The organism is Luteimonas terrae (assembly GCF_031457535.1).
GTDB lineage: Bacteria > Pseudomonadota > Gammaproteobacteria > Xanthomonadales > Xanthomonadaceae > Luteimonas > Luteimonas terrae_A.
Map to the genome: position 1 here is coordinate 73,658 of NZ_JAVDWO010000011.1, position 18,615 is coordinate 92,272.

An 18,615-nucleotide genomic window follows, 5' to 3' on the forward strand; every position below is an offset into this window, starting at 1 on the left:
TCGCGGCACTCAGCGGAACCAGTTGACCGGGTTGAGGTTTTCGCCGGCCCAGCGCGCGCCGTCTGCCAGGCGGTCGCCGGTCCAGCTGGCGGCATCACCCACGCGGTCACCCACCCATTGGGCACCGTCACCCGCGCGATCGATGACCCATTCGGCACCATCGCCGATCTTGTCCAGACCCCACTGCGCACCGTCGCCGACGGTATCGGCCACGTTGTCGACCGCGCGACCGGTCCACTCCACGCCGCTCGCGACCGCGTCGAACGGCGCATCGAAACCGGTGCGGTCGCCGAGGTCACGCAGCACGCTGCCGCCGAGGTTGGCGACGTTTTCCACCACATCGCCCGCGGTGCCCAGCGTGTTGGAGATCGCATCGCCGCCGAGGCCGACCACGCCGTCGACCACATCGCCGGCGATGCTGAAGGTGCCACCGACATAGCGACCGTTGCCGTAGTCGTTCTGCACCGCGTCGGTGATGCCGCTGACGGCTTCAGTCACGGTCGAGCGGCCATCGGAATACAGCCCTCCGATGCCATTGGCCAGCGAACCGAGCTGGTTGAGATTGTGCTCGCCGATGTTCTCGATCGTGCCCAGCGCCAGACCCAGATTGGTGCCCGAGCGGTCGACCGGCGCCTGTGCTTCATTCTGGCGCAGTGCTTCGACGTAGGACGGATTGTCACCGCCACCGCCGTGCAGCCCCAGCATGTCGAAGCGGCCCATACCTTCGGGCGGCGCGACGCGCAGCTCGGTGCCGACCGCGTTCGGCGGCGAAATCGGCAGCACGGCGATCGGCAGATCCTGCTGGGCGAGGGTCAACGGATCGCCATCGACGACGTAGCGGCGGATCTGGCCGCTGTCGGCGATCTCGCCACGTGCGGCGTTGGGATTGAAGCCCAGGCCGGCCAGCGTGTTGTTGCTCAGGCCGGACGAATTGAAGGTCACGCCCGGCACGTCGGTCGCCAGCATTGCAGCCGAGGCCAGCCCGCCACCCAGCGAGTGGCCGGTGATCGCGACATTGCCCTCGCCGAAGGTATCGACCGCGAGGTTCGCCAGCTCCATCGCCTGCGAATACTGCGCCGTCTCCATGCCGAGGCCCTGGCCACCATTCGCGCGCGAATCGCCGCCCGCACCCAGACCCCAGCTGTCGGTGCCGCGATAGGCGACCACGTACTGGCCGTCGGCATTCTGGTAGATCGCGGCGTCGAAGCCGGTCTGCGCGTCATGCAGCGCGTCCGGCGAGATCGGAATCTGGTTGCCCTGTGCATCGACCAGATGCGTGCCGTCGGCGCTGGGCTGCAGACGGTTCCAGCCGGCGGCCTGCAGATCGGCTTCGGCCGCAGTGCCGGTCACGCCCTCGGGGCCGGTCAGCGTGTAGCTGTCGTTGGCCATCAACGCGAACTGCAGATCCTGTTCGGGTTGCGGATCGGTGCCGCGGACCGAATCGGCGAAGCTGCCATCGCCGCGCGGGAAGCCGGCACTGGTGTCGACGTTCGCAGGGCTGCGCGGTTGCAGGACTGCGGAGGTCTGCAGCGCGGGATCGAGCGCGATATCGCGGAACGGATCGACCGGGTTGCTGTTGCCGGATACCGGGGACAGGCTCATGGCGCGCACCTACGGAAACGATAGCCTCGACGATAGGCGGCCCGGACGGCGCCGGACAGCTGGTGCGGACCCTAGGTAGCCCCCCGGTCGTTCAGGGCCGCAGCGGCTCAGTACGTCGCGGCGACGTTCGCTTCCAGCGGTACGCCGTTGGCCTTGAGCCAGGCGACGAGCTCGCGCCGCTCGGCGCGGGCGCGTTCATTGAGCAGGTGCGCGGGGAAACCGAAGTACTCGTGCTGAAACGTCACGCCGCGCGAGTTTTCCGTCTGCGGTCGGGCACCCTTGCGCAGCAACGCGAGGATCGCCGCGCCGCCATTGGTGCGACCGGCGACATGCAGCGGCGTGTCGCCATTGCGGTCGGCGAGATTCGGATCGGCGCCGGCATCGAGCAGCACCTCGGCCTGGCCGGCGGTCGGCGACAGCAGGGCCTGCATCAGCGGCGTGGCACCGGTATGCCGGTTGGCCGCGTCGGCATCGCCGCCCTTGGCGATCACCGCGCGCAGGATCGCCGGATCGCCGGAGAATGCGGCCGCATGCACCGGCGTATCGCCACGCGCGTTGACGCGGTTGGGATCGGCACCGCCTTCGAGCAGCGCCTCCACGCTGGGCCCGCGGCGCTGACGGATCGCTTCCATCAACAGCGTTTCACCATCACTGCCCGGCGTATCGGGGGCCACGTGCTCGAGCTGGCGGCGGATTTCGGCAACATCGCCGCGGCGGACGGCATCGGCCAGTTGCGCCGTTGTCGGCGTATTGAATGCGTCGTTGCTCATGGACGGCTGTGCACACCCTGCGGCGCAGAGAAGAAGGACGGTCGAAGACAGGGCGCGGAGGCGGATCATGTCAGCGCCCGATCATACGCACGGCAGATGCGCAGTCCGTGAGCCTCAGCGACCGAACAGGCCACCGACGAAGTTCGCCGCGCCCTGGGCCACCCAACCCGCGCCGTCGGCGAGCGTCTCGGTCACCTGGCCTGCCACATCGGTGCTGAATTCGGCGACATCGCCCGCGCGGTCGATCGCACCCGAAAGCAGATCGCCGCCCCAGCCACCGATATTGCGGTCGACCACGCCGGCCAACTGGTCGGCATAACCGTCGATGGTGTCGCCGGCGGAATTGAATGCCCCCTCGGCGAAGTCACCGGCCAGGCTGACGCCGCCCTGCACGTATTGGCCATTGGCGAATTCGTTGGCGGCCACGTTGTCGATGTCGGTGGCGAAGTCATGCACGTTGCGCGCGTAGTCGTCCTTGGTCGCATCGGGCAGCAGGTTCTGCAGATCGCGGCCGGTGGACGATGGATTCTGGTAGCCGGCCTGCCACGGCTGTGCTTCGATCATGCCGGCGGTCAACGCATTGGGGCTGTGGCTTATGCCGGCGTAGGCGAGGTCGCCGATGAGACCCGCCAGTGGCATCACCGCGCCGGTCAGCGGATGCCGGGCAATCTCCACACCGGTGTTGATCGCATCACTCTGCGACTGCGAGAAGCCTTCAGTCGGTCCGTAGTTGGAGAACATGCTGTTCGCATCGGCCGCCGCCGGGTCGACCACGATCTGCGTGCCCAGCGCATCCGGCGCGACGACGCCGGTCACCCAGCTGTCCTGCGCGTTGGTCAGCGCATCACTGGACAGCGAATAGGCGCGGATCTGGCCACCCTCGGCGCTGTCGCGCGCGGCCTGCGGATCGATGCCCATGCGGTCGAGCGTATTGGGATGGATGCCCGACGCGTCGAACGTGACCGCCGGGATGCCACTGACCAGCGAACCGACACTCGCCAGGCCACCGCCCTGCGAATGGCCGGTAATTGCGAGGTTCGAGGAATTGGCGCCGTTGTCGCCGAACACGTTCGCGAACTCACGCGCGGTATTGACCGCGGTGACGCTGAACTTGTCGCCGTCATTGGTTTCGTAGCCAAGGCCCTGGCGGAAATTGTTCTCCCAGTCCGGACCACCCTCGGCAGTACCGCGATATGACAGCACATAGTTGCCGGCCCCGTCGGTATAGACTTCGGCACGGAATTCCTGATCGTTGGCCGGCACCGCGTCGTTGGCGCCGAGGTACTGCAGACGCCAGGCCTGCGGATCGGCGACGCCCTGGTCCATCAGCTGCTGGTCGCTGACCGCGTCCCAGCCCGGGGGCGGCGCGCCGCGGGTGCCATAGACGGCAGTCGCCAGCTGCGACAACGTGACGTCGAACGGCTGCGCCTGGGTGCCGCTGGCCACTTCGTCGAGCGTGCTGCCGGCAGGAATCGCGTAGGGGCTGGCGCCACCCTGCCCTTGGCCCTGCGCGGGCGCGGTGCCGGGCGCCTGGACCTGCGGGTGATAACTGGTGTCCGGACGGTAGCTACCGCTCTGCGGCGGGGGCAGCGGTGGGCTGTAGGACTGGAAAGGCGTCTGTTGCGGACGCCAGGTGTCCTGGACGCCACCGATGCCATCGCCAATGGTCAGGGACATGACCGTGTTCCACCCAAGCTCTTCGAGGACTCCAAGCTAGCGTGCGTGTGGGCGGCTGCCATCTAGGGCCGGTCCTAGGGCGGAGGTGCCGGCCGGTCGACCTGGGAGGGCGCCCGGCGCGCTTGCGACGTTTTGATTCGGCGGCGTCTGCACTCTGTCGATGCGCTGTATCAGCTGGTCGCGGAACGATACCTCGTCATTCCCGCGACGGCGGATATGGTTTTCAACAGGCGGATGGCGGGTCAATCCAAGGACATTCGTAGCGTCCGCGCACACGTCCTTGGACTCCCGCCTTCGCGGGAGTGACGAGAATTTTCAAACCCTTCCAATCATTTCGAGACGGCGCCACGGCGAAAACCGCGCCTTCGCGCAGACGCGACACGTATCGGTCCCGGGGCAAGGTGCAGGGCCCTGGAGACGGCGACCGTCTCGACCGCGTCGACCCGAGCAGCACCTCGGTCGTTCGCGAGCTCAGTCAGCGAAGTCGCTCAGCGGCGGGCGGTGGACCATGAGCCGCCGCACGCTCAGTCGGTGCCGGCCTCGAGCCGCACCTGATGCGCCTGCAGCCATGCCACAACCTCTTCACGCTTCGCGCGGGCCGTGTCGTTGAGGCGCGCATCGGGTGTTTTGAAGAAGAACTGCTGGAACGTGGCGCCCTGGGTGTTCTTCGCCAGCGGATCGGCGCCGGCGTCGAGCAGGGCCAGCACGTGGTCCCCTGCGTTGATCATCGCGGCCTTGTGCAGCGGCGTGTTGCCGGTGCGGTCGGCGGCGCCCGGATCGGCGCCGGCGGCAAGCAGCATGCGGAACTGCGCATCTGTTCGCGGGCCAGTCGCGCCGGCCAACGGCGTCGCGTTCGTTTCGCCATGTCGGGCATCGGGATCGCCGCGACGGTCGAGCACGATCTGCAGGTATTGCGGATCGTCGGCGATCGCGGCCCCGTGCACCGCTGTCGCGCCGCCGAGACCGGGCGCATTGGGATCGGCGCCGGCATCGAGCAATGCCTTCAGCGCGTCCTTGGCCTGCGCCAGCATCGCGATCTGCAACAGATTCACGCCCTTGTCGCCGCGTGCGTTGGGATCGGCGCCAGTCTGCACCTGGGTGCGCACGGCAACGGCATCGTCGGCCGCAACGGCATCGGCCAGCGCAGCCGCGCGGGCATCGGTAAAAGCGGCTCGAGCGTCCATTGCGTCTCCACTGCAGGCAGCGCCGGACAACATCAGCAACAGGCTCAGGACTGCGGCGCGCATGACCGCATTCTCACACAGCCGCCGCGGGCATCCCGTCGACACGGATCAGATCAGTTCGCCCACGGCAGCTGCTGCGACAGCGCCTCGATCACCACGTCCTGCATGTGTTTGGCGATGCTGTGGGAGACGATCGAAATCGGATTGAAGCGGTCGAAACCGGTCAGCGGGGAAGGATCGTCCAGCACGATCTCGTGACCGGGCGCATCGGGAATGCTGTTGATCCCCCAGATGTCCTGCTGGGCCTGGGTCAGGGCTTCGCCGTCGACGTTGTAGCGGCGGATCTGACCGTCTGCGGCGTCGGCCTTGGCGGTTCCGGGATCCAGGCCCAGCGCTTCGATGGTGCGGTCGTGCACACCGGAGGCATTGAAGGTCACCGCGGCCCCATCGACGGCCATCGCTGCGGTCGCGGCCAAGCCACCGCCGAGCGAGTGTCCGGTGATCGCCAGATCGTCGCCGTAGGCGGCGGAGGCCAGCTGCGCCAGCTGCACCGCCTCGTCGTACTGCTCGGACTCCCAGCCCAGACCCTGGCGGAAGTTGGCCGCGGTCCAGTCCTTCACATCGTTCGACCCGGCAAAGGCCAGGACGTGGTTGCCGTCACCATCAGTGTAGATGCCGGCACGGAATCCACTTTCCGGATTCTCCAGCAACGCCGGATCGATACCCGCAGCCATCAGGTCCGCATCGCTGACCCGGCTCCAGTCACCGACCTGCTGCACGGTCGGGTCGTAGACCGCGGACGAGATCTGCATCAGGTCCAGATCGATTGCCTTGGCCTCCTGTCCGCGCACCTGGCTGTCGAACGAGGCTGCATTCGCGGCATTACCGCCAGCGGCGAACAACGCACCGAGTTGCGGGTGATAGGCGGGTTCGAGTTGGTAGCTGCCGGTCGGCCTGGGCAGCGCGCCCTGCGGCTGTGCGCGCAGCGCTTCAGGCGGCGAAAGAGCCTGAAAATTTGACTGCGAAGCGCTTGCCGACTGCACGTTGAAACTCATGACCCGTCTCCGCAACACCGATGCGTAGACGGTAAGCACATCCGGCACGGGCAAACAGCTGGGGAGAACCCGAGCGTGGAGTGGCCTCGCATTCAGTGCGCGGCTTGGACTTCAGCGCTCGGGACCACACTGCGATTGGACGTCCAACTGCGCGTTGCGTTCCAGTTCCTGCGAAGCTTGGTCCCTCGCCTGCTGGAACATCTGTCCGAAGCGGGTGGCGGTGAAACTGTCGAGCGCCGTTTGCAATGCGGCTGTGTCACCGCTGCGCGCTGCCGACAGCAAACTCTCAACTGGAGATGTCGGGACGGCGCCGGGACTGCGCAACGCTTGATCTTGAGACTGCTGCGCCCGATCGAGCGCTTCGCGCGTCTGCGGTCCTACGATGCCATCGGCCTGGAGACCATGCGACTGCTGGAATGCCCGCACGGCTTCCGCGGTCCGCGGGCCGAAATTTCCATCTGCCTGCGCCGGCGCATCACGCGCGTCTCTGAAACCGAGCGCTGCCAAGGAGACCTGCAGGTCAGCGACGCCGGGGCCGCGCTGGCCCTCGCGCAGCAGCGCAGCGGACGCTGGCGATTCCGGTCCGACGCGCGAAACACCCTCTTTCGACCCCGGGCTGGATCCGTTCGCACGCTCAAAGCCGAACCGTTCCTCCACGAACCGGGTATAGCTTTCGAGCAGGGGCAGCACCTTCTCGCGGGACAGCGCGAGACCGCCGTAATCCAGAGTCGGCCCATCGTGGTGGTACTTGGTAGATGTAAGCTTCGCCTTGTCCGCGACGTTCCGCCAGGGCCCGGTTGTCGATGAAATGCGCAACCAACGCGCTGGCCTGCGCATCGACGTCGAAGCGGTTGCTTTCGTTGAGTCCGTAGGACAGGCCGGTCTTGTCGACGAACTGACCCAGCCCGGACGCAGATGTGGTGCCAGCGGCCGCGTCGGGATTGAAGCCGGATTCGATTCGCGCAATGGCGAGCACGTGCGCGGTGTTCCGTGCATCGAGCCCCGCCTCGCGCGCCGCTTCGACAAGTGAGTCGATTACCCGCGATTGCACGTCCGGGGTTGCGTCGCCCCATATCCGGGAATTGCCGGACAGTCGTGCCGGATCATCGCTGATCGGCTCGAGATAGTGGCTCCATCCCTTGAGCTGGGATACCCGGTACGCGGCGCCTTTAGGCTGAATAAAATCTTCGTAGATCGGGGCAGTCATCCGTGTAACTCCTTCCTTGTCGAATCGGTGCACCCACCGTTCCGGCAGCGCAAGATCGGGTTCGGCGACCTTCCTGGTCGGACCCGGCATAGCCTGAAATCATCTGGGATTGGATTCGGGGTACTCGATCTGCGGGTGGCGCAGACCGAGTTCAGACAGAAGACGCTCGTACCCGTCGTTGTTGGCTTCAAGCGTTTCGCCGGATCCACGCGTTGGCGGCACGGCGTAGTTCATCGGGGCACCTTGGGTGTCGTAGATGAAGAACCATTCGCACACCTTGCATCCGAACGGCGTCTCGCCGTACTGCACGACCAGATACTGCTGACCGCTCGCGGATGTCGCGCATCCCATGCCCACCGGGACGAATCCCTGCATCCCCCGCGGCGCCGGCAACGTCATGGAGCTCGTGCCCGACGCCTCGACGCGAGCGTTCTCGCCGCTGCCGAGAAGAACAAAACTTGCGCCACCGCATTCAAGGTCCATGCCCATGGTCGCCCTTGGCTCAAGCGATTGCCTATCGCTGGTTTCAGAAAGCGATCGTGTACCGCCGGGGTGCGGATCGGCGCACGCATTCAACGAAACCAGCAGAGCGGACATCACGAACAAGTTGCGGATGTACATCAGGCATTTCCTTCCTGGAAACAGTGGTTCGCAAGTCACGGATCGACATGGGCGTTCGTCCGATGCCCTCTCGTCTCCGGCCAGTGCGCTTGCCTTGTCTTGCGTCTTGTCCCACACAAACGCGACGTGGTGCGTCAGGCATCGATCATGGGCCATCATCCGGTGACGCAGCGAGTACGTCGAGCGTGATGCCGCCCCAGGCGACGGTCGGCCCGGGCCGCGTGCGTGGGTAGGAGAAGCCACCACCCGATGCGCAGCGTTAATTGACCGCCTGCGGTTCGAACAGCAGGTCGTGATAGTCGTAGCTGAAATCCGCGGTCGGCGAGACCGCCTGCATGCGGATCTGCGCGACCTTGCCGTCTGCATCCAGGACGAAGGCGACGGAGGCCGGTTCGATCGCCGCATCGTCCCAGTCGACCCGGAAGGTGTCGTACTGCCAGTGGGTCAGCGTGCCCTGCATGCCGGGGGTCTGGCGGAAGTCGATCCGCAGTGTGCGGCCTACTTCGGTGATCGCGATCGGCCCATACCAGGCGTCGGCATAGGTGCCGGCATAGCCGGCGGGCGGCAGCGACGGGCGCGACGTCGTGCGCGCCTGCGCGCCCGTCGCGTCCAGCGCGGCCAGGCCGTCGGCGAGGCGCGCCTGGTTCCAGGTGACGAATGCCGCGACCCAGTCGCGGGGTTCGAAGCCGAGGTAATGGTCGAGGAGTTCGTAGCCCAGCCCCCGCAGGACGTCGACGTCCTCGGAATTGATCTGCAGCGAGATGCCGAGGTTGCGCTCGGGCACCAGCACGGTGAACGCCAGCACGCCGAACACCGCGCCGCCGTGCTGGACCACTTTGATGCCGCGGTAGTCCTGCACGTTCCAGCCCAGCGCATAGCCGGAGAACTGCGGCGTGATGTCGGTGATCGGCGCCGGGTAGGGGCGGATCGGCACCGGCACCTGCGGGCTCCACATCTCGTGCGCCGAGGCTTCGCTGTACAGCCGGCCGCGATCGTCGGGCAGTGCGCCGAGCGCGAGCTGCACCTGCAGCCAGCGGGCGAAATCCTGCGCGCTCCAGGACAGCCCGCCTGCTGCGGCGCCGACCTGGCCCAGGCCTTCGCGTTCCGGCAGCAGCTGCTGCGGACCGAGGCCGCGCAGGCGTGGATCCAGACGCGCATGCGGCTGGGCGCGGTTCGCGGTCGCGAAGCGGTCGTCCTCGTGACTGGTCGCGGTGCGCATCTGCAGCGGCACGAAAATGCGTTCGCGCACGAAGGTTTCCCAATCCTGTCCGCTGACCGCTGCCACCACTTCGCCAGCGACGATGTAGAGGATGTTGTCGTAGGCGTAACCGCTGCGGAAACTCGTGGCCGGCCGGATGTGCCGCAGCGCCCGCACGATGTCGGCGCGGCTGCGCGAGGTGCGCGGGATGAACAGCAGGTCGCCCGCGCCGAGCCCCAGGCCGCTGCGATGCAGCAGCAGATCGCGCACGGTCATCTCGCGCGTGACCCAGGGGTCGTACATGCGGAAATCGGGCAGGTGGTCGATGACGCGGTCGTCCCACCCCAGTTTGCCGTCGTCGACGAGAATCGCGAGTGCCGCCGCCGTCACCGCCTTGCCGGTGGAGCCGGTCGGGAAGATGGTGTCGGCGTCCACGCGTTCGGGCGCACCGAGCCGGCGCACGCCATAGCCTTTGGCGTGCACGATCTCGCCGTCTTCGACGATCGCGATCGCCATGCCCGGCACGTCGCGGGATTGCATCGCGGCTTCGACGCGCGCATCGAAGCCGGCAGGCGGTGCGGCGACGGCAGTGATCGCGAACAGCGACAGAAGCGCCGCGGCGATGGCCGGCAGGTGGTTCGGCATGACAGCGTCTCCCGTCCTCGCGGACGTGTCGTTCAAGGCTGGGGCGCGGCTTCGGTGGACCTGCGGCGGCACAGCAGCCACACGCCCCAGGTCATCAGCGGCAATACGTAAATCGCCAGGAAATACCAGGTCAACGTGCCGTAGCCCTTGGCGATCAGGTCGACCAGGCCGACGGCCGTGGCGGCATACACCGCGATCAGCATGACGCCGACCGCGAGCGCCGGACGCAGCGCGCGCGGCATCGGCCGCTGCCGCTCCGACCAAGCATTGGCCACGCGTTCGTTGAGGGCGTGCAGCAGGGCGACGCCGGTGTCCACCAGGGTCAGCATCACCGCGAGCTGGAACACCCATTCGAACCACGGCGCCTGCAGCTTCGCCAGCAGGAAGGCCGACGGCAGGGCCTCGGCGCCGATCTCGTGGTAGTAGCCCATCATCGCGATGTAGAACACCACGCCCGGCAGCATGCCCAGCGGTCCGGCCAGCGCGCCGGCGGTGAGCGCCTCGCGGCGACGGCCGAAGTGGCGCACGCAGAACAGCACCGCGGGAATGGTGGCGACGTTGTAGCCGGCGTAGGTCACGCCGGCCTTGAACCAACCGGCCTCGACCGGCACCGACGCGAAGTTCGTCCCGATGCGGTCGCCGAACGCCACCACCGCCCAGATCACGAACACCACGTAGACCAGATACAGATAGCCGACCGAGGCGACCAGGAATTTCTCGATCGCGGCGCTGCCGTAGAACAGCAGCGCGCCGGTGGCGGCGATCATCGCCAGCGAACCGGCCAGCTTCGGCAGGCCGAACAGGCTGAAGGCGATCTCGCCGGCGGCCGCGCCCATGACTGCCAGGATCACCAGCATCAGCAGCACGTAGCCGATCTCGAACGCGAACCAGCCGCGGCCCAGCAGCACCTTGAAGAACGCGCGGTAGTCCCAGGCGCGGGCGACGCGGGCCAGCTCGAAGCTGACCATCAGCACCGCGCTCCACACCAGCATGCTGACCGTCATGCCGAGCAGGCCGCCCCAGGGACCGGCCGGCAGGAAGAACTCGACCAGTTCGCGTCCGGTGGCATAACCGCCCGCGATTACCGCCGCCTGGAACACGAAGCCCGGCAGCAGATAGCGCTGGAACCAGCTGGCCTGGGACGTCATGCGAGACAGGCGTCGACCAGCCGTTCGAAGGCCGCGCCGCCGCGGACCGGATCGGCGACCGGCAGGCCCAGACGGGCAGCGGTGGATGCGATCGCTGCCTGCGCTGCTGCATCTTCGAGCGCCGCGGTGTTGAGACTCACGCCCGCGCAGCGGATCGCGGGATTGGTGCGGGCGCCCAACCGCAGCGCGAGGTCGATGGTCTCCTCGATCGACGGCACCAGGTAATGCGCATGGCCGAGCATGCGTTCGCGTCCGACTGCGTGGCAGACGACGATGACGTCCGGCTGGCTGCCGTGCAACAGCGACAGCGACACGCCCGCATAGGCCGGATGCGACAGCGAGCCCTGGCCCTCGACGACATCCCAGTGCGCCGGATCGGCATCGGGCGACAGGAATTCCGCGGCGCCGGCTGCGAAGTCCGCGATCACCGCGTCCATCGGCACACCCGCACCGGCGATCAGGATGCCGGTCTGTCCACTGGCGCGGAACGTGGCGTCGAGGCCGCGTTCGCGAAACGCGCGCGCCAGCGACAGGGCGGTGTATTTCTTGCCCAGGGCGCAGTCGGTGCCCACGGTGAGCAGACGCTTGCCGGTGCGCTTGCGGCCGCTGGCGACCGGCAGTTCCGAAGGCGGTTCGCGCACGTCGATCAGGCGCCGTCCATGCGCGACCGCCGCGTGGCGCAGCACGTCGATGCCGGCCAGCCGGGCGTGCATGCCGCCGACGAGATCCAGGCCGGCCTGCAGCGCGTCGAGCAGCGATGGCACCCAGGCCGGCGGGATCCGCCCGCCTGGGTTGGCGACGCCGATGACCATCGCGCGCGCGCCCAGCGCGCGGGCCTGCAAGGGCGTCAGCCGCGGCAGGCCGGTGCTGACAGTCGCGCCCGCACAGGCGAACTCACCGATACAACGCTCGGGCGCCCAGTCGCGCAGACCGAACGCGGTCTTCGCATAGCCGGGTTCGACGATGTCCCCGAGAAACAGCAGATACGGCTGCGGCAACGCCTCGGGGGCGTGCGGCACGGCGGCGGCAATGGACATGGGGCCGGGTCCGATCAGCTCAGAACCGGACGTCGAATTCGACGCCGAACGTCCGCGGCTGGATCGGCACCGCCGCCAGGTACGCGACCGTGCCGCTGAGCGCGCCGGCCGCCGGCGTCATCGACGAGAAGCCGCCCTCGCCGGTGACATTGCTGACGTAGGCGCGCAGCTCCCAGCGCTCCCGCCCGACACCGGCGTAGAGGTCGAGGGCGCGGTAGCTGTCGAGCCGCAGCGGCGCGGTCACGTCCTCCTGCAACACCGTGGACGGATCGCCCGGGGCGGTGATGCGCTGGCGCTCGGTGGTGTCGTTGAGCCGGTCCCCGGTGAAGCGCAGCACCCCGCCCACCTGACCGGACAGGCCCTGCGCGGTCATGAACGCGTACTCGGCGGTCGCCGCCCATGACAGCGTCGGCACATAGGGCATGCGGTCGCCGGCCAGCCCGGTATTGAGGACGACATCGAAATCGCCCTGCGGAATGGTCGTCGGCTCGAAATCATTCTCGACGCGCGCACTGGTGTAGGCCGCATTGACGCCGAGCGTCAGCGCCTCGGTGGCGCGGAACTGCGAGGCCAGTTCCACGCCCTCGCTGGTCGCTTCGCCGCCGTTGACGAGGCCACCGATGCCGTTGAACGACGACGCCACCTGGATGTCGTCCCACTCGATCCGGAACGCGGACACGTCGGCCTGGAAACGGCGATCGGCGGACTGCGACTTCAGCCCGACCTCGTAGCTGGCCAGCATCGAGGAATCGACGCTCGGCGGGATACCAGGCAGTGCGACGTTGGGGCCACCGGGCTGGTAGCCGGTGGCGAAGCGCGCGTACAGCATCTTGTCCTCGGCCAGCTTGAACTGCGGGCTCAAGCTCCAGGTGAACACGTCTTCGGTCGATTCGCCGGGTGCATCTCCGATCGGCGCGAGGATGCCTTCGCTGACGTTCTGACTGAACCACTGATCGTTGCGCGCCTGGCGCAGTCCGGCATCGATCTTGAAGCGCTCACCGAACCGCCATGACGCATTGGCGAACACCGCCACTTCCTCGTACGTGCTCGGCAGGCCGATCACCGCCAGAGTGCCGAATGCCGTGTCGAACGGCGCCGGCAGCGGCGAGCCATCGCGCTGACCCAGCCACGCGACCTGGTTCTGCTGCGCGTCTTCCTTGGTATAGAACGCGCCTGCCATCCACTCGAAGCGTCCGCCGGTCCGGGAGGTGAAGCGGAACTCCTGGGTGATCTTGTCGAGATCGAACGTGTAGCGCACGTTCGAACTGCCCGGTTCCGGAAAGCCTAGCAGCAGGTCGGCGACTTCGCCGAACTGCACGGTGCTGTCGATCTGGTCCAGCGTCCTGGTCTCCGACCAACCGGTCGCGGAGACGAAATCGCCCCAGCCCAGGTCCCAGACCACGCTCAGCGACGCCAGCGTCAGTTCCTTGGTGAAGGGCTGTGGCTGCCACGTCCTGCCTTCGAACTCGCCGCCCAGCGGCGCGTAGCTGCCGGGGTCGAGCGCGACCTGCGCACGGTCGTCCGCATTGATGCGCTGGTGCAGGACCGAGAGATCGATATCGGCGACGTCGCCGTCCCACGACAGCGCCATGCGCCCGCCGACCTGCTCGCCCTCGTTGATGTCCCGTCGGCCGTCGATGGCGTTGTCGGTGTAGCCCGGCAGCCCGTTGCGCGCGAAGCTCATGCGCAGCCCGAGCCGGTCCTCCTGCAGCGGCAGGCTGATGCCGAAGCGTCCGTTCCAGCCCTCACCGCCGTCAGAGACCGATCGCACTCCGAAGCCGACGCGGGCCTCGGCATGGGTCAGGTCCGGCGCACGGGTCACGTACTTGAGCAGGCCTCCGATCGCACCCGCGCCGTACAGCGTGCCCTGCGGACCGCGCAGCACCTCGACGCGACTGATGTCGTAGGGCAGCAGGTCCAGCATCAGGCCGCTGGCGCCCTGGTAGATGCCGCTGGAACCGACCGGCACCTCGTCGATGTAAGTGGCGACAGTGGCGCCGGATGACAGGGCCGAGATGCCTCGCAGCGAGACCGTGCTCAGTCCGGGGCTGCCGCCGTTCTGCACCTGCATGCCGGGAATGAGCGCCGCGTAATCGGACAGCGAACTGGCGCCCATGTTCTCCAGCTGGCGCTCGCCGATGACGCTGATCGAGGCGCCGACGTCGCGGACGTTCTCGACGCGCTTGTTGGCGGTGACGACGACCGAATCGAGGGTCACGGCATTGGTGGCCCGTGGCGACGACGAGGTGTCGGTGCTGTCCTGCGCCAGCAGGGGCGCCGTGGCGGCGCAGGCCAGCGTGCTGGCGATGGCGAGAGACAACGGTGAGCGGAACCACGGACGTGCGGATCGGAACGCGTGCATCGGTTGTCTCCCCAGACGATTATCCTGATCAGGGATCATGATCCCAATCAGAGAATTGTCAACACGGTTGGAGAACGGCTCGCAGTGCGTGCCGCCCGGTCGTGTCACTCGGTTGCAGGGATCGCCGATGGCTGCCAGCCCGGACCCCGCACGACGCGTCCGGGCGTGGCGCCGGTGTGCTCGCCATCGCGCAGCACCTGCACGCCGTTGACGAACACCTCGTCGACGCCGGTCGCGTAGCGCTGCGGCGCGTCGTAGGTGGCGTGGTCGATGATCGTCGCCGGGTCGAACACCACGATATCGGCATAGCAGCCGGGCTGCAGACAGCCGCGCTGCTCCAGCTTCCAGTTCGCCGCGGGCAGTCCGGTCAGGCGGTGGATCCCTTCTTCCAGCGGCATCAGCCCGCGGTCGCGCACGTAGTGCCCCAGGAAGCGGGCGACGTTGCCGTAGGCGCGCGGATGGGTGCTGGATTTCAGGAACACACCTTCGGACGCCGACGATTCGGCGTCCGATCCCAGGCTGACCCACGGCTGTTTCAGGCCGAGCTCGACGTTCTCCTCGCTCATCAGGAAATACGCCGTGCCGATCCGGGAATCGTCTTCGATGATCAGGTCGATCGCGGTGTCCTCCGGCGAGGTGCCGCGTTCGCGCGCCACGTCGGCCAGGGTGCGGCCGCTCAGCGGCTTGAGCGCCGCGCTGCGGAAGTCGAGCAGCCGCAGGCGCTCGTCGGAGCCCGCCAGCAGCCGCAGGTTCTCCCAGTCGACACCGGGCGCGCGCATGTCCGCGAGCACGCGTGCGCGGACCGCGGGGTCGCGCAGACGCGCGACCATCGCATCGTGGCCGCCCGCCTGCACCCACGGCGGCAGGCTCGCGGTCAGGCCGGTGCCACCGGCGGTGTAGGCGTACATGTCGGCGCTGACCTGCAGGCCCTCGGCGCGCGCAGCCTCGATGCGGGCGATGGCCTGCGCCATCTTTGGCCAGTTCTTCTCGCCCGCGGCCTTGAGGTGGTAGACGCCGGCGCGTTGCCCGGTGGCGCGCGCGATGGCGATGGTTTCGTCGAGCGCCTCGAGGAAGCGGTCCGCCTCGCTGCGCATGTGCGAGACGTAGCCACCACCGGATTCCGCGGCGGCCTGCGCCAGCGCGATCAATTCGGCGGTGTCGGCGAACGTCGCCGGGGGATAGATCAGGGAACTGCCGACGCCGAGCGCGCCTTCGCGCATCGCCTTGCGCACCACGTCCTGCATGCCGGCGAGCTGCGCGGGCGTCGGCGTGACATTGTCCTCGCCGAGTTCGTGGATGCGCACCGTGGTGGCGCCGACGAACGAGGCCACGTTCGGCGTGACGCCGCGCTGCTCGAGGAACTCGAGGTAGCCGCCGAACGAGGTCCACGGCATGTCGTAGCGGAGGTCGCCTTGCTGCTTGAGCGCGTCGGCCTTCATGCGCGCGTTGACCGGGCCCATCGACCAGCCCTCGCCGAAGATTTCCAGCGTGATGCCCTGCTTCGTATCGCTGATGCCGCGGCCGTCGACGATGAGCGATTCGGTCGCCCAGCTCAGGGTGTTGATGAAACCCGGGGAGACCGCGCGACCCTGCGCGTCGAGCGTCGCGTCGGCGGCCGCAGTGCTGCCCGGCGGCAGCAGCGCCGCGATCCGTTCGCCACGCACGGCCACGTCGACGCGTTGCGGCGGTGCGCCACTGCCGTCGTAGACCAGGCCGTTGCGGATCAGCAGGTCGTAGTGGTCTGACGGCGTCTCGGACGCTGGCGTCGTGCTACAGCCGGCAAGCGCGAGCGCACACGCGGACGCCAGCAGGACAGGGGTCAGTCGATACATCGTCGGTCTCCAGGAATCCGATGCGGACATTTCCGGCTGTCCGCGAACCTGTCGCCCGCGCATCCGCGGGCCGTGCCACATCGACGGCCGCTCATCGCACCAGCGCTTCGAACAGGCCGATCCCCACGAAGTTTCCGAGCACATACCCCAGCACGCCCGTGGCCACGGCCGGCACCGCCAGCCGCCGCCAGCCGAACAGCACTGCGAACGCGATCGCGATCGGCGGACCGCCGATGCAGGCCGAGGACGCGATGACGATCTCGGCATGGTTGAGCCGGCACAGCCGCGCGCCCACGAGGATAAAGACCACGTGGACCGCGAAGATGATCAGCACGTACGCGAACAGGGCCGGCGCCGCACCCAGCATCGCGCCGATGTCGGCGCCTGCGCCGAGCAGGGCGAAGAACAGGTACATGAAGAGTGTCGCGGCGAGCTCGGGCCCTGCGATCGAACGCAGCCAGCGCCGGCCCAGCGTGGCGATCGCGACCATCAGCAGGGTGATGTAGAGGATGGCGTAGGCCGGTTGTCCCAGCGCGTCGGCGATCGCGGTCCCCGCTGCGCAGGCCAGGGCAGCCAAGCCCAGTGCCAGCGACAGGTCGATGACGGTGGGGACGCGTTCCACTGCATCGGCCTGGTCGCCCACGTCGGTCAGGCGATGCGCGCGCCAGGCGAAGTGCCGGCTGAAGAGTGGCCACGACGCGGCCGCCCCCACCATCAGCAGATAGCCCAGCCCGACCACGTTGTCGATCGCCACGCCCGCGGCCAGTGCACTCGGGTCGCGAAAGCCGATGGCTTCGGCGACCGCGGCGAAGTTCAGCGAGCCGCCGACATAGGTCGCGCTGAACACGGCCGCGTACTGCGCTTCGAACGGCCCCAGGTCGAGCAGCTGCGCGCCCAGCCAGGCGCCGGCCGCCACGCCGACCGCCCCGAACAGGAACGCGACCAGCGTGCGCCCGCCTTCGACCACGATGCTGACCAGATCGGCCCGCAGCAGGAACAGCGCGATCGCCAGCGGCACCAGGTAGGTCCAGATGGCACCGTAGACCGGCGCGGCGGCCGGGATGATCCGAAAATGGGCCAGTGCGATCGCGATCGCGATCACCAGCATCACCCCGGATACGCGACGGCCGAACCGGGTCTTTTCGAGCAGCGCGCCGATCGCGGTGATCCCGAAGAACACCGCGAGCAGCGCGAACGTGTTGTCGGCGGGAACCAGCGATGTGGCGCCCAGGGGCGTCATGCGGCCGACGGCCCCCAGACCTCGTCGCCGCACCAGATATGGCCGTCGGTATAGCGCACTGACGGCGCGCGATCCTGTCTGAGGAAGATCGGCCCGTCGAGATCCACGACGTCGCAGAACTGGCCGAGCACGAACGCAGGCGCGGCCGCCAGGCTGGTGCCGCACATGTTGCCGACCATGACCTGCTTGCCGAGTTCGCGCGCGCGGCGCGCCATCAGCAGCCCCTCGGTCAGGCCACCGCACTTGTCGAGCTTGATGTTGATGACGTCGAAGTGGTGGTGACGCGCTTCGAGTTCGGCGAGATCGAGGATGCTTTCGTCGGCGGCGAACGGCAGTGCGCGCGTGATGCCGTCGAGTTCGTGCTCGCGGCCGCGAACGCAAGGCTGCTCCAGCAGCGCCACGCCCGCTTCCAGCAGCGCCGGCATCAGGGCGGGCAACGACGCGCCGTCGTAGCCCTGGTTGGCGTCGACGCCGATCCACGCCGCCGGGCAGCGCGCACGCACTGCGCATACGCGCGCCGCGTCGAGGTCCGCGTCGCCGGTCAGTTTCAGCTTCAGTGCGCGCGCCTGGGTATACGCCGCGGCGTGATCGGCCATGACCGCGGGATCGTCGGCGCCGACGGTGAATGTCGTGAGCAGCGGGCGCACGCCGTCGAGACCTGCAAGTCGCCAGACCGGCGTGCCGGCCTGCTGCGATTCGAGTTCCCACAACGCGGCGTCGAGTGCATTGCGTGCGCCGCCGGCGGGCAACAGCGTGCGTAGCGTCTCGCGATCGAGCCCCGCCTCGATGCGGGGCCGCATCGCCTCGAGCGTGGCCAGCATCGTGTCGGGATGATCGTGCGTGTAATACACGCCGGCGGCTTCGCCGCGTCCGACGTGCGCGCCGACGCGCAGGGTCACCACGGTGGCCGGCATCGCCGAGAACACGTGTCCGGCAATCCGGAACGGCGCCGACAGGGGCAGGGGTTCGTTGTGCAGCTCGAGTTCGACCGGCTGGGCAGTCACGCGTGTTCCTCTTCGGGACAGGGGCGAATGCAC

15 protein-coding genes are annotated in these 18,615 nt (G+C 68.1%); all 15 read right to left on the bottom strand.

Going from position 1 to position 18,615, the window contains the following annotated elements; translation table 11 throughout:
- Window positions 1-9: 9 nt before the first annotated feature.
- The 15 genes from J2W68_RS13285 to J2W68_RS13355 all read right to left on the bottom strand — a co-directional run bounded on the left by J2W68_RS13285 (window position 10) and on the right by J2W68_RS13355 (window position 18,582).
- Entirely contained in the window at window positions 10-1,602 is a 1,593-nt protein-coding gene (locus tag J2W68_RS13285; RefSeq protein ID WP_310236636.1) for an Mbeg1-like protein, read from the bottom strand.
- A gap of 107 nt (window positions 1,603-1,709) precedes the next feature.
- On the bottom strand, window positions 1,710-2,372 hold the full coding sequence (locus J2W68_RS13290; RefSeq protein ID WP_310236638.1) for an ankyrin repeat domain-containing protein: 663 nt from the start codon (window positions 2,370-2,372) through the stop codon (window positions 1,710-1,712).
- Window positions 2,373-2,486: 114 nt separating this feature from the next.
- Window positions 2,487-4,049: a hypothetical protein gene (locus tag J2W68_RS13295; protein WP_310236640.1), complete on the bottom strand. Its 1,563-nt coding sequence runs from the start codon at window positions 4,047-4,049 to the stop codon at window positions 2,487-2,489.
- 524 nt (window positions 4,050-4,573) lie between these two features.
- Window positions 4,574-5,233 (bottom strand): ankyrin repeat domain-containing protein, encoded by a 660-nt coding sequence (locus tag J2W68_RS13300; RefSeq protein WP_310236642.1) that lies wholly within the window; start codon window positions 5,231-5,233, stop codon window positions 4,574-4,576.
- 113 nt (window positions 5,234-5,346) lie between these two features.
- Window positions 5,347-6,288 (bottom strand): hypothetical protein, encoded by a 942-nt coding sequence (locus tag J2W68_RS13305; protein WP_310236643.1) that lies wholly within the window; start codon window positions 6,286-6,288, stop codon window positions 5,347-5,349.
- A 111-nt stretch (window positions 6,289-6,399) separates the two neighbouring features.
- Window positions 6,400-6,978, bottom strand: coding sequence for a peptidoglycan-binding domain-containing protein (locus J2W68_RS13310; protein ID WP_310236646.1), 579 nt, complete (start codon window positions 6,976-6,978; stop codon window positions 6,400-6,402).
- Window positions 6,923-7,495, bottom strand: a complete 573-nt coding sequence (locus J2W68_RS13315) for a transglycosylase SLT domain-containing protein (protein ID WP_310236649.1) — start codon at window positions 7,493-7,495, stop codon at window positions 6,923-6,925. The genes J2W68_RS13310 and J2W68_RS13315 overlap by 56 nt, the downstream gene beginning before the upstream one ends.
- 99 nt (window positions 7,496-7,594) lie before the next feature.
- On the bottom strand, window positions 7,595-8,116 hold the full coding sequence (locus tag J2W68_RS13320; protein ID WP_310236650.1) for a hypothetical protein: 522 nt from the start codon (window positions 8,114-8,116) through the stop codon (window positions 7,595-7,597).
- A 259-nt stretch (window positions 8,117-8,375) separates the two neighbouring features.
- On the bottom strand, window positions 8,376-9,959 hold the full coding sequence (locus J2W68_RS13325) for a serine hydrolase (RefSeq protein ID WP_310236652.1): 1,584 nt from the start codon (window positions 9,957-9,959) through the stop codon (window positions 8,376-8,378).
- A 32-nt stretch (window positions 9,960-9,991) separates the two neighbouring features.
- Window positions 9,992-11,107 (bottom strand): YkvI family membrane protein, encoded by a 1,116-nt coding sequence (locus J2W68_RS13330; RefSeq protein ID WP_310236654.1) that lies wholly within the window; start codon window positions 11,105-11,107, stop codon window positions 9,992-9,994.
- Window positions 11,104-12,144: a DUF1611 domain-containing protein gene (locus J2W68_RS13335; protein ID WP_310236656.1), complete on the bottom strand. Its 1,041-nt coding sequence runs from the start codon at window positions 12,142-12,144 to the stop codon at window positions 11,104-11,106. The genes J2W68_RS13330 and J2W68_RS13335 overlap by 4 nt, the downstream gene beginning before the upstream one ends.
- 19 nt (window positions 12,145-12,163) lie before the next feature.
- Window positions 12,164-14,506, bottom strand: a complete 2,343-nt coding sequence (locus tag J2W68_RS13340) for a TonB-dependent receptor (protein ID WP_310236658.1) — start codon at window positions 14,504-14,506, stop codon at window positions 12,164-12,166.
- 104 nt (window positions 14,507-14,610) lie between these two features.
- Window positions 14,611-16,338 carry an N-acyl-D-amino-acid deacylase family protein gene (locus J2W68_RS13345; protein WP_310236660.1) on the bottom strand — a complete coding sequence of 576 codons (1,728 nt, stop codon included), beginning with the start codon at window positions 16,336-16,338 and terminating at the stop codon, window positions 14,611-14,613.
- 91 nt (window positions 16,339-16,429) lie between these two features.
- Window positions 16,430-17,578 (bottom strand): DUF819 domain-containing protein, encoded by a 1,149-nt coding sequence (locus J2W68_RS13350; protein ID WP_310236662.1) that lies wholly within the window; start codon window positions 17,576-17,578, stop codon window positions 16,430-16,432.
- Window positions 17,575-18,582: a dipeptide epimerase gene (locus tag J2W68_RS13355; protein ID WP_310236664.1), complete on the bottom strand. Its 1,008-nt coding sequence runs from the start codon at window positions 18,580-18,582 to the stop codon at window positions 17,575-17,577. Before J2W68_RS13355 ends, J2W68_RS13350 begins: the two co-directional genes overlap by 4 nt.
- Between the last annotated feature and the right edge of the window lie 33 nt (window positions 18,583-18,615).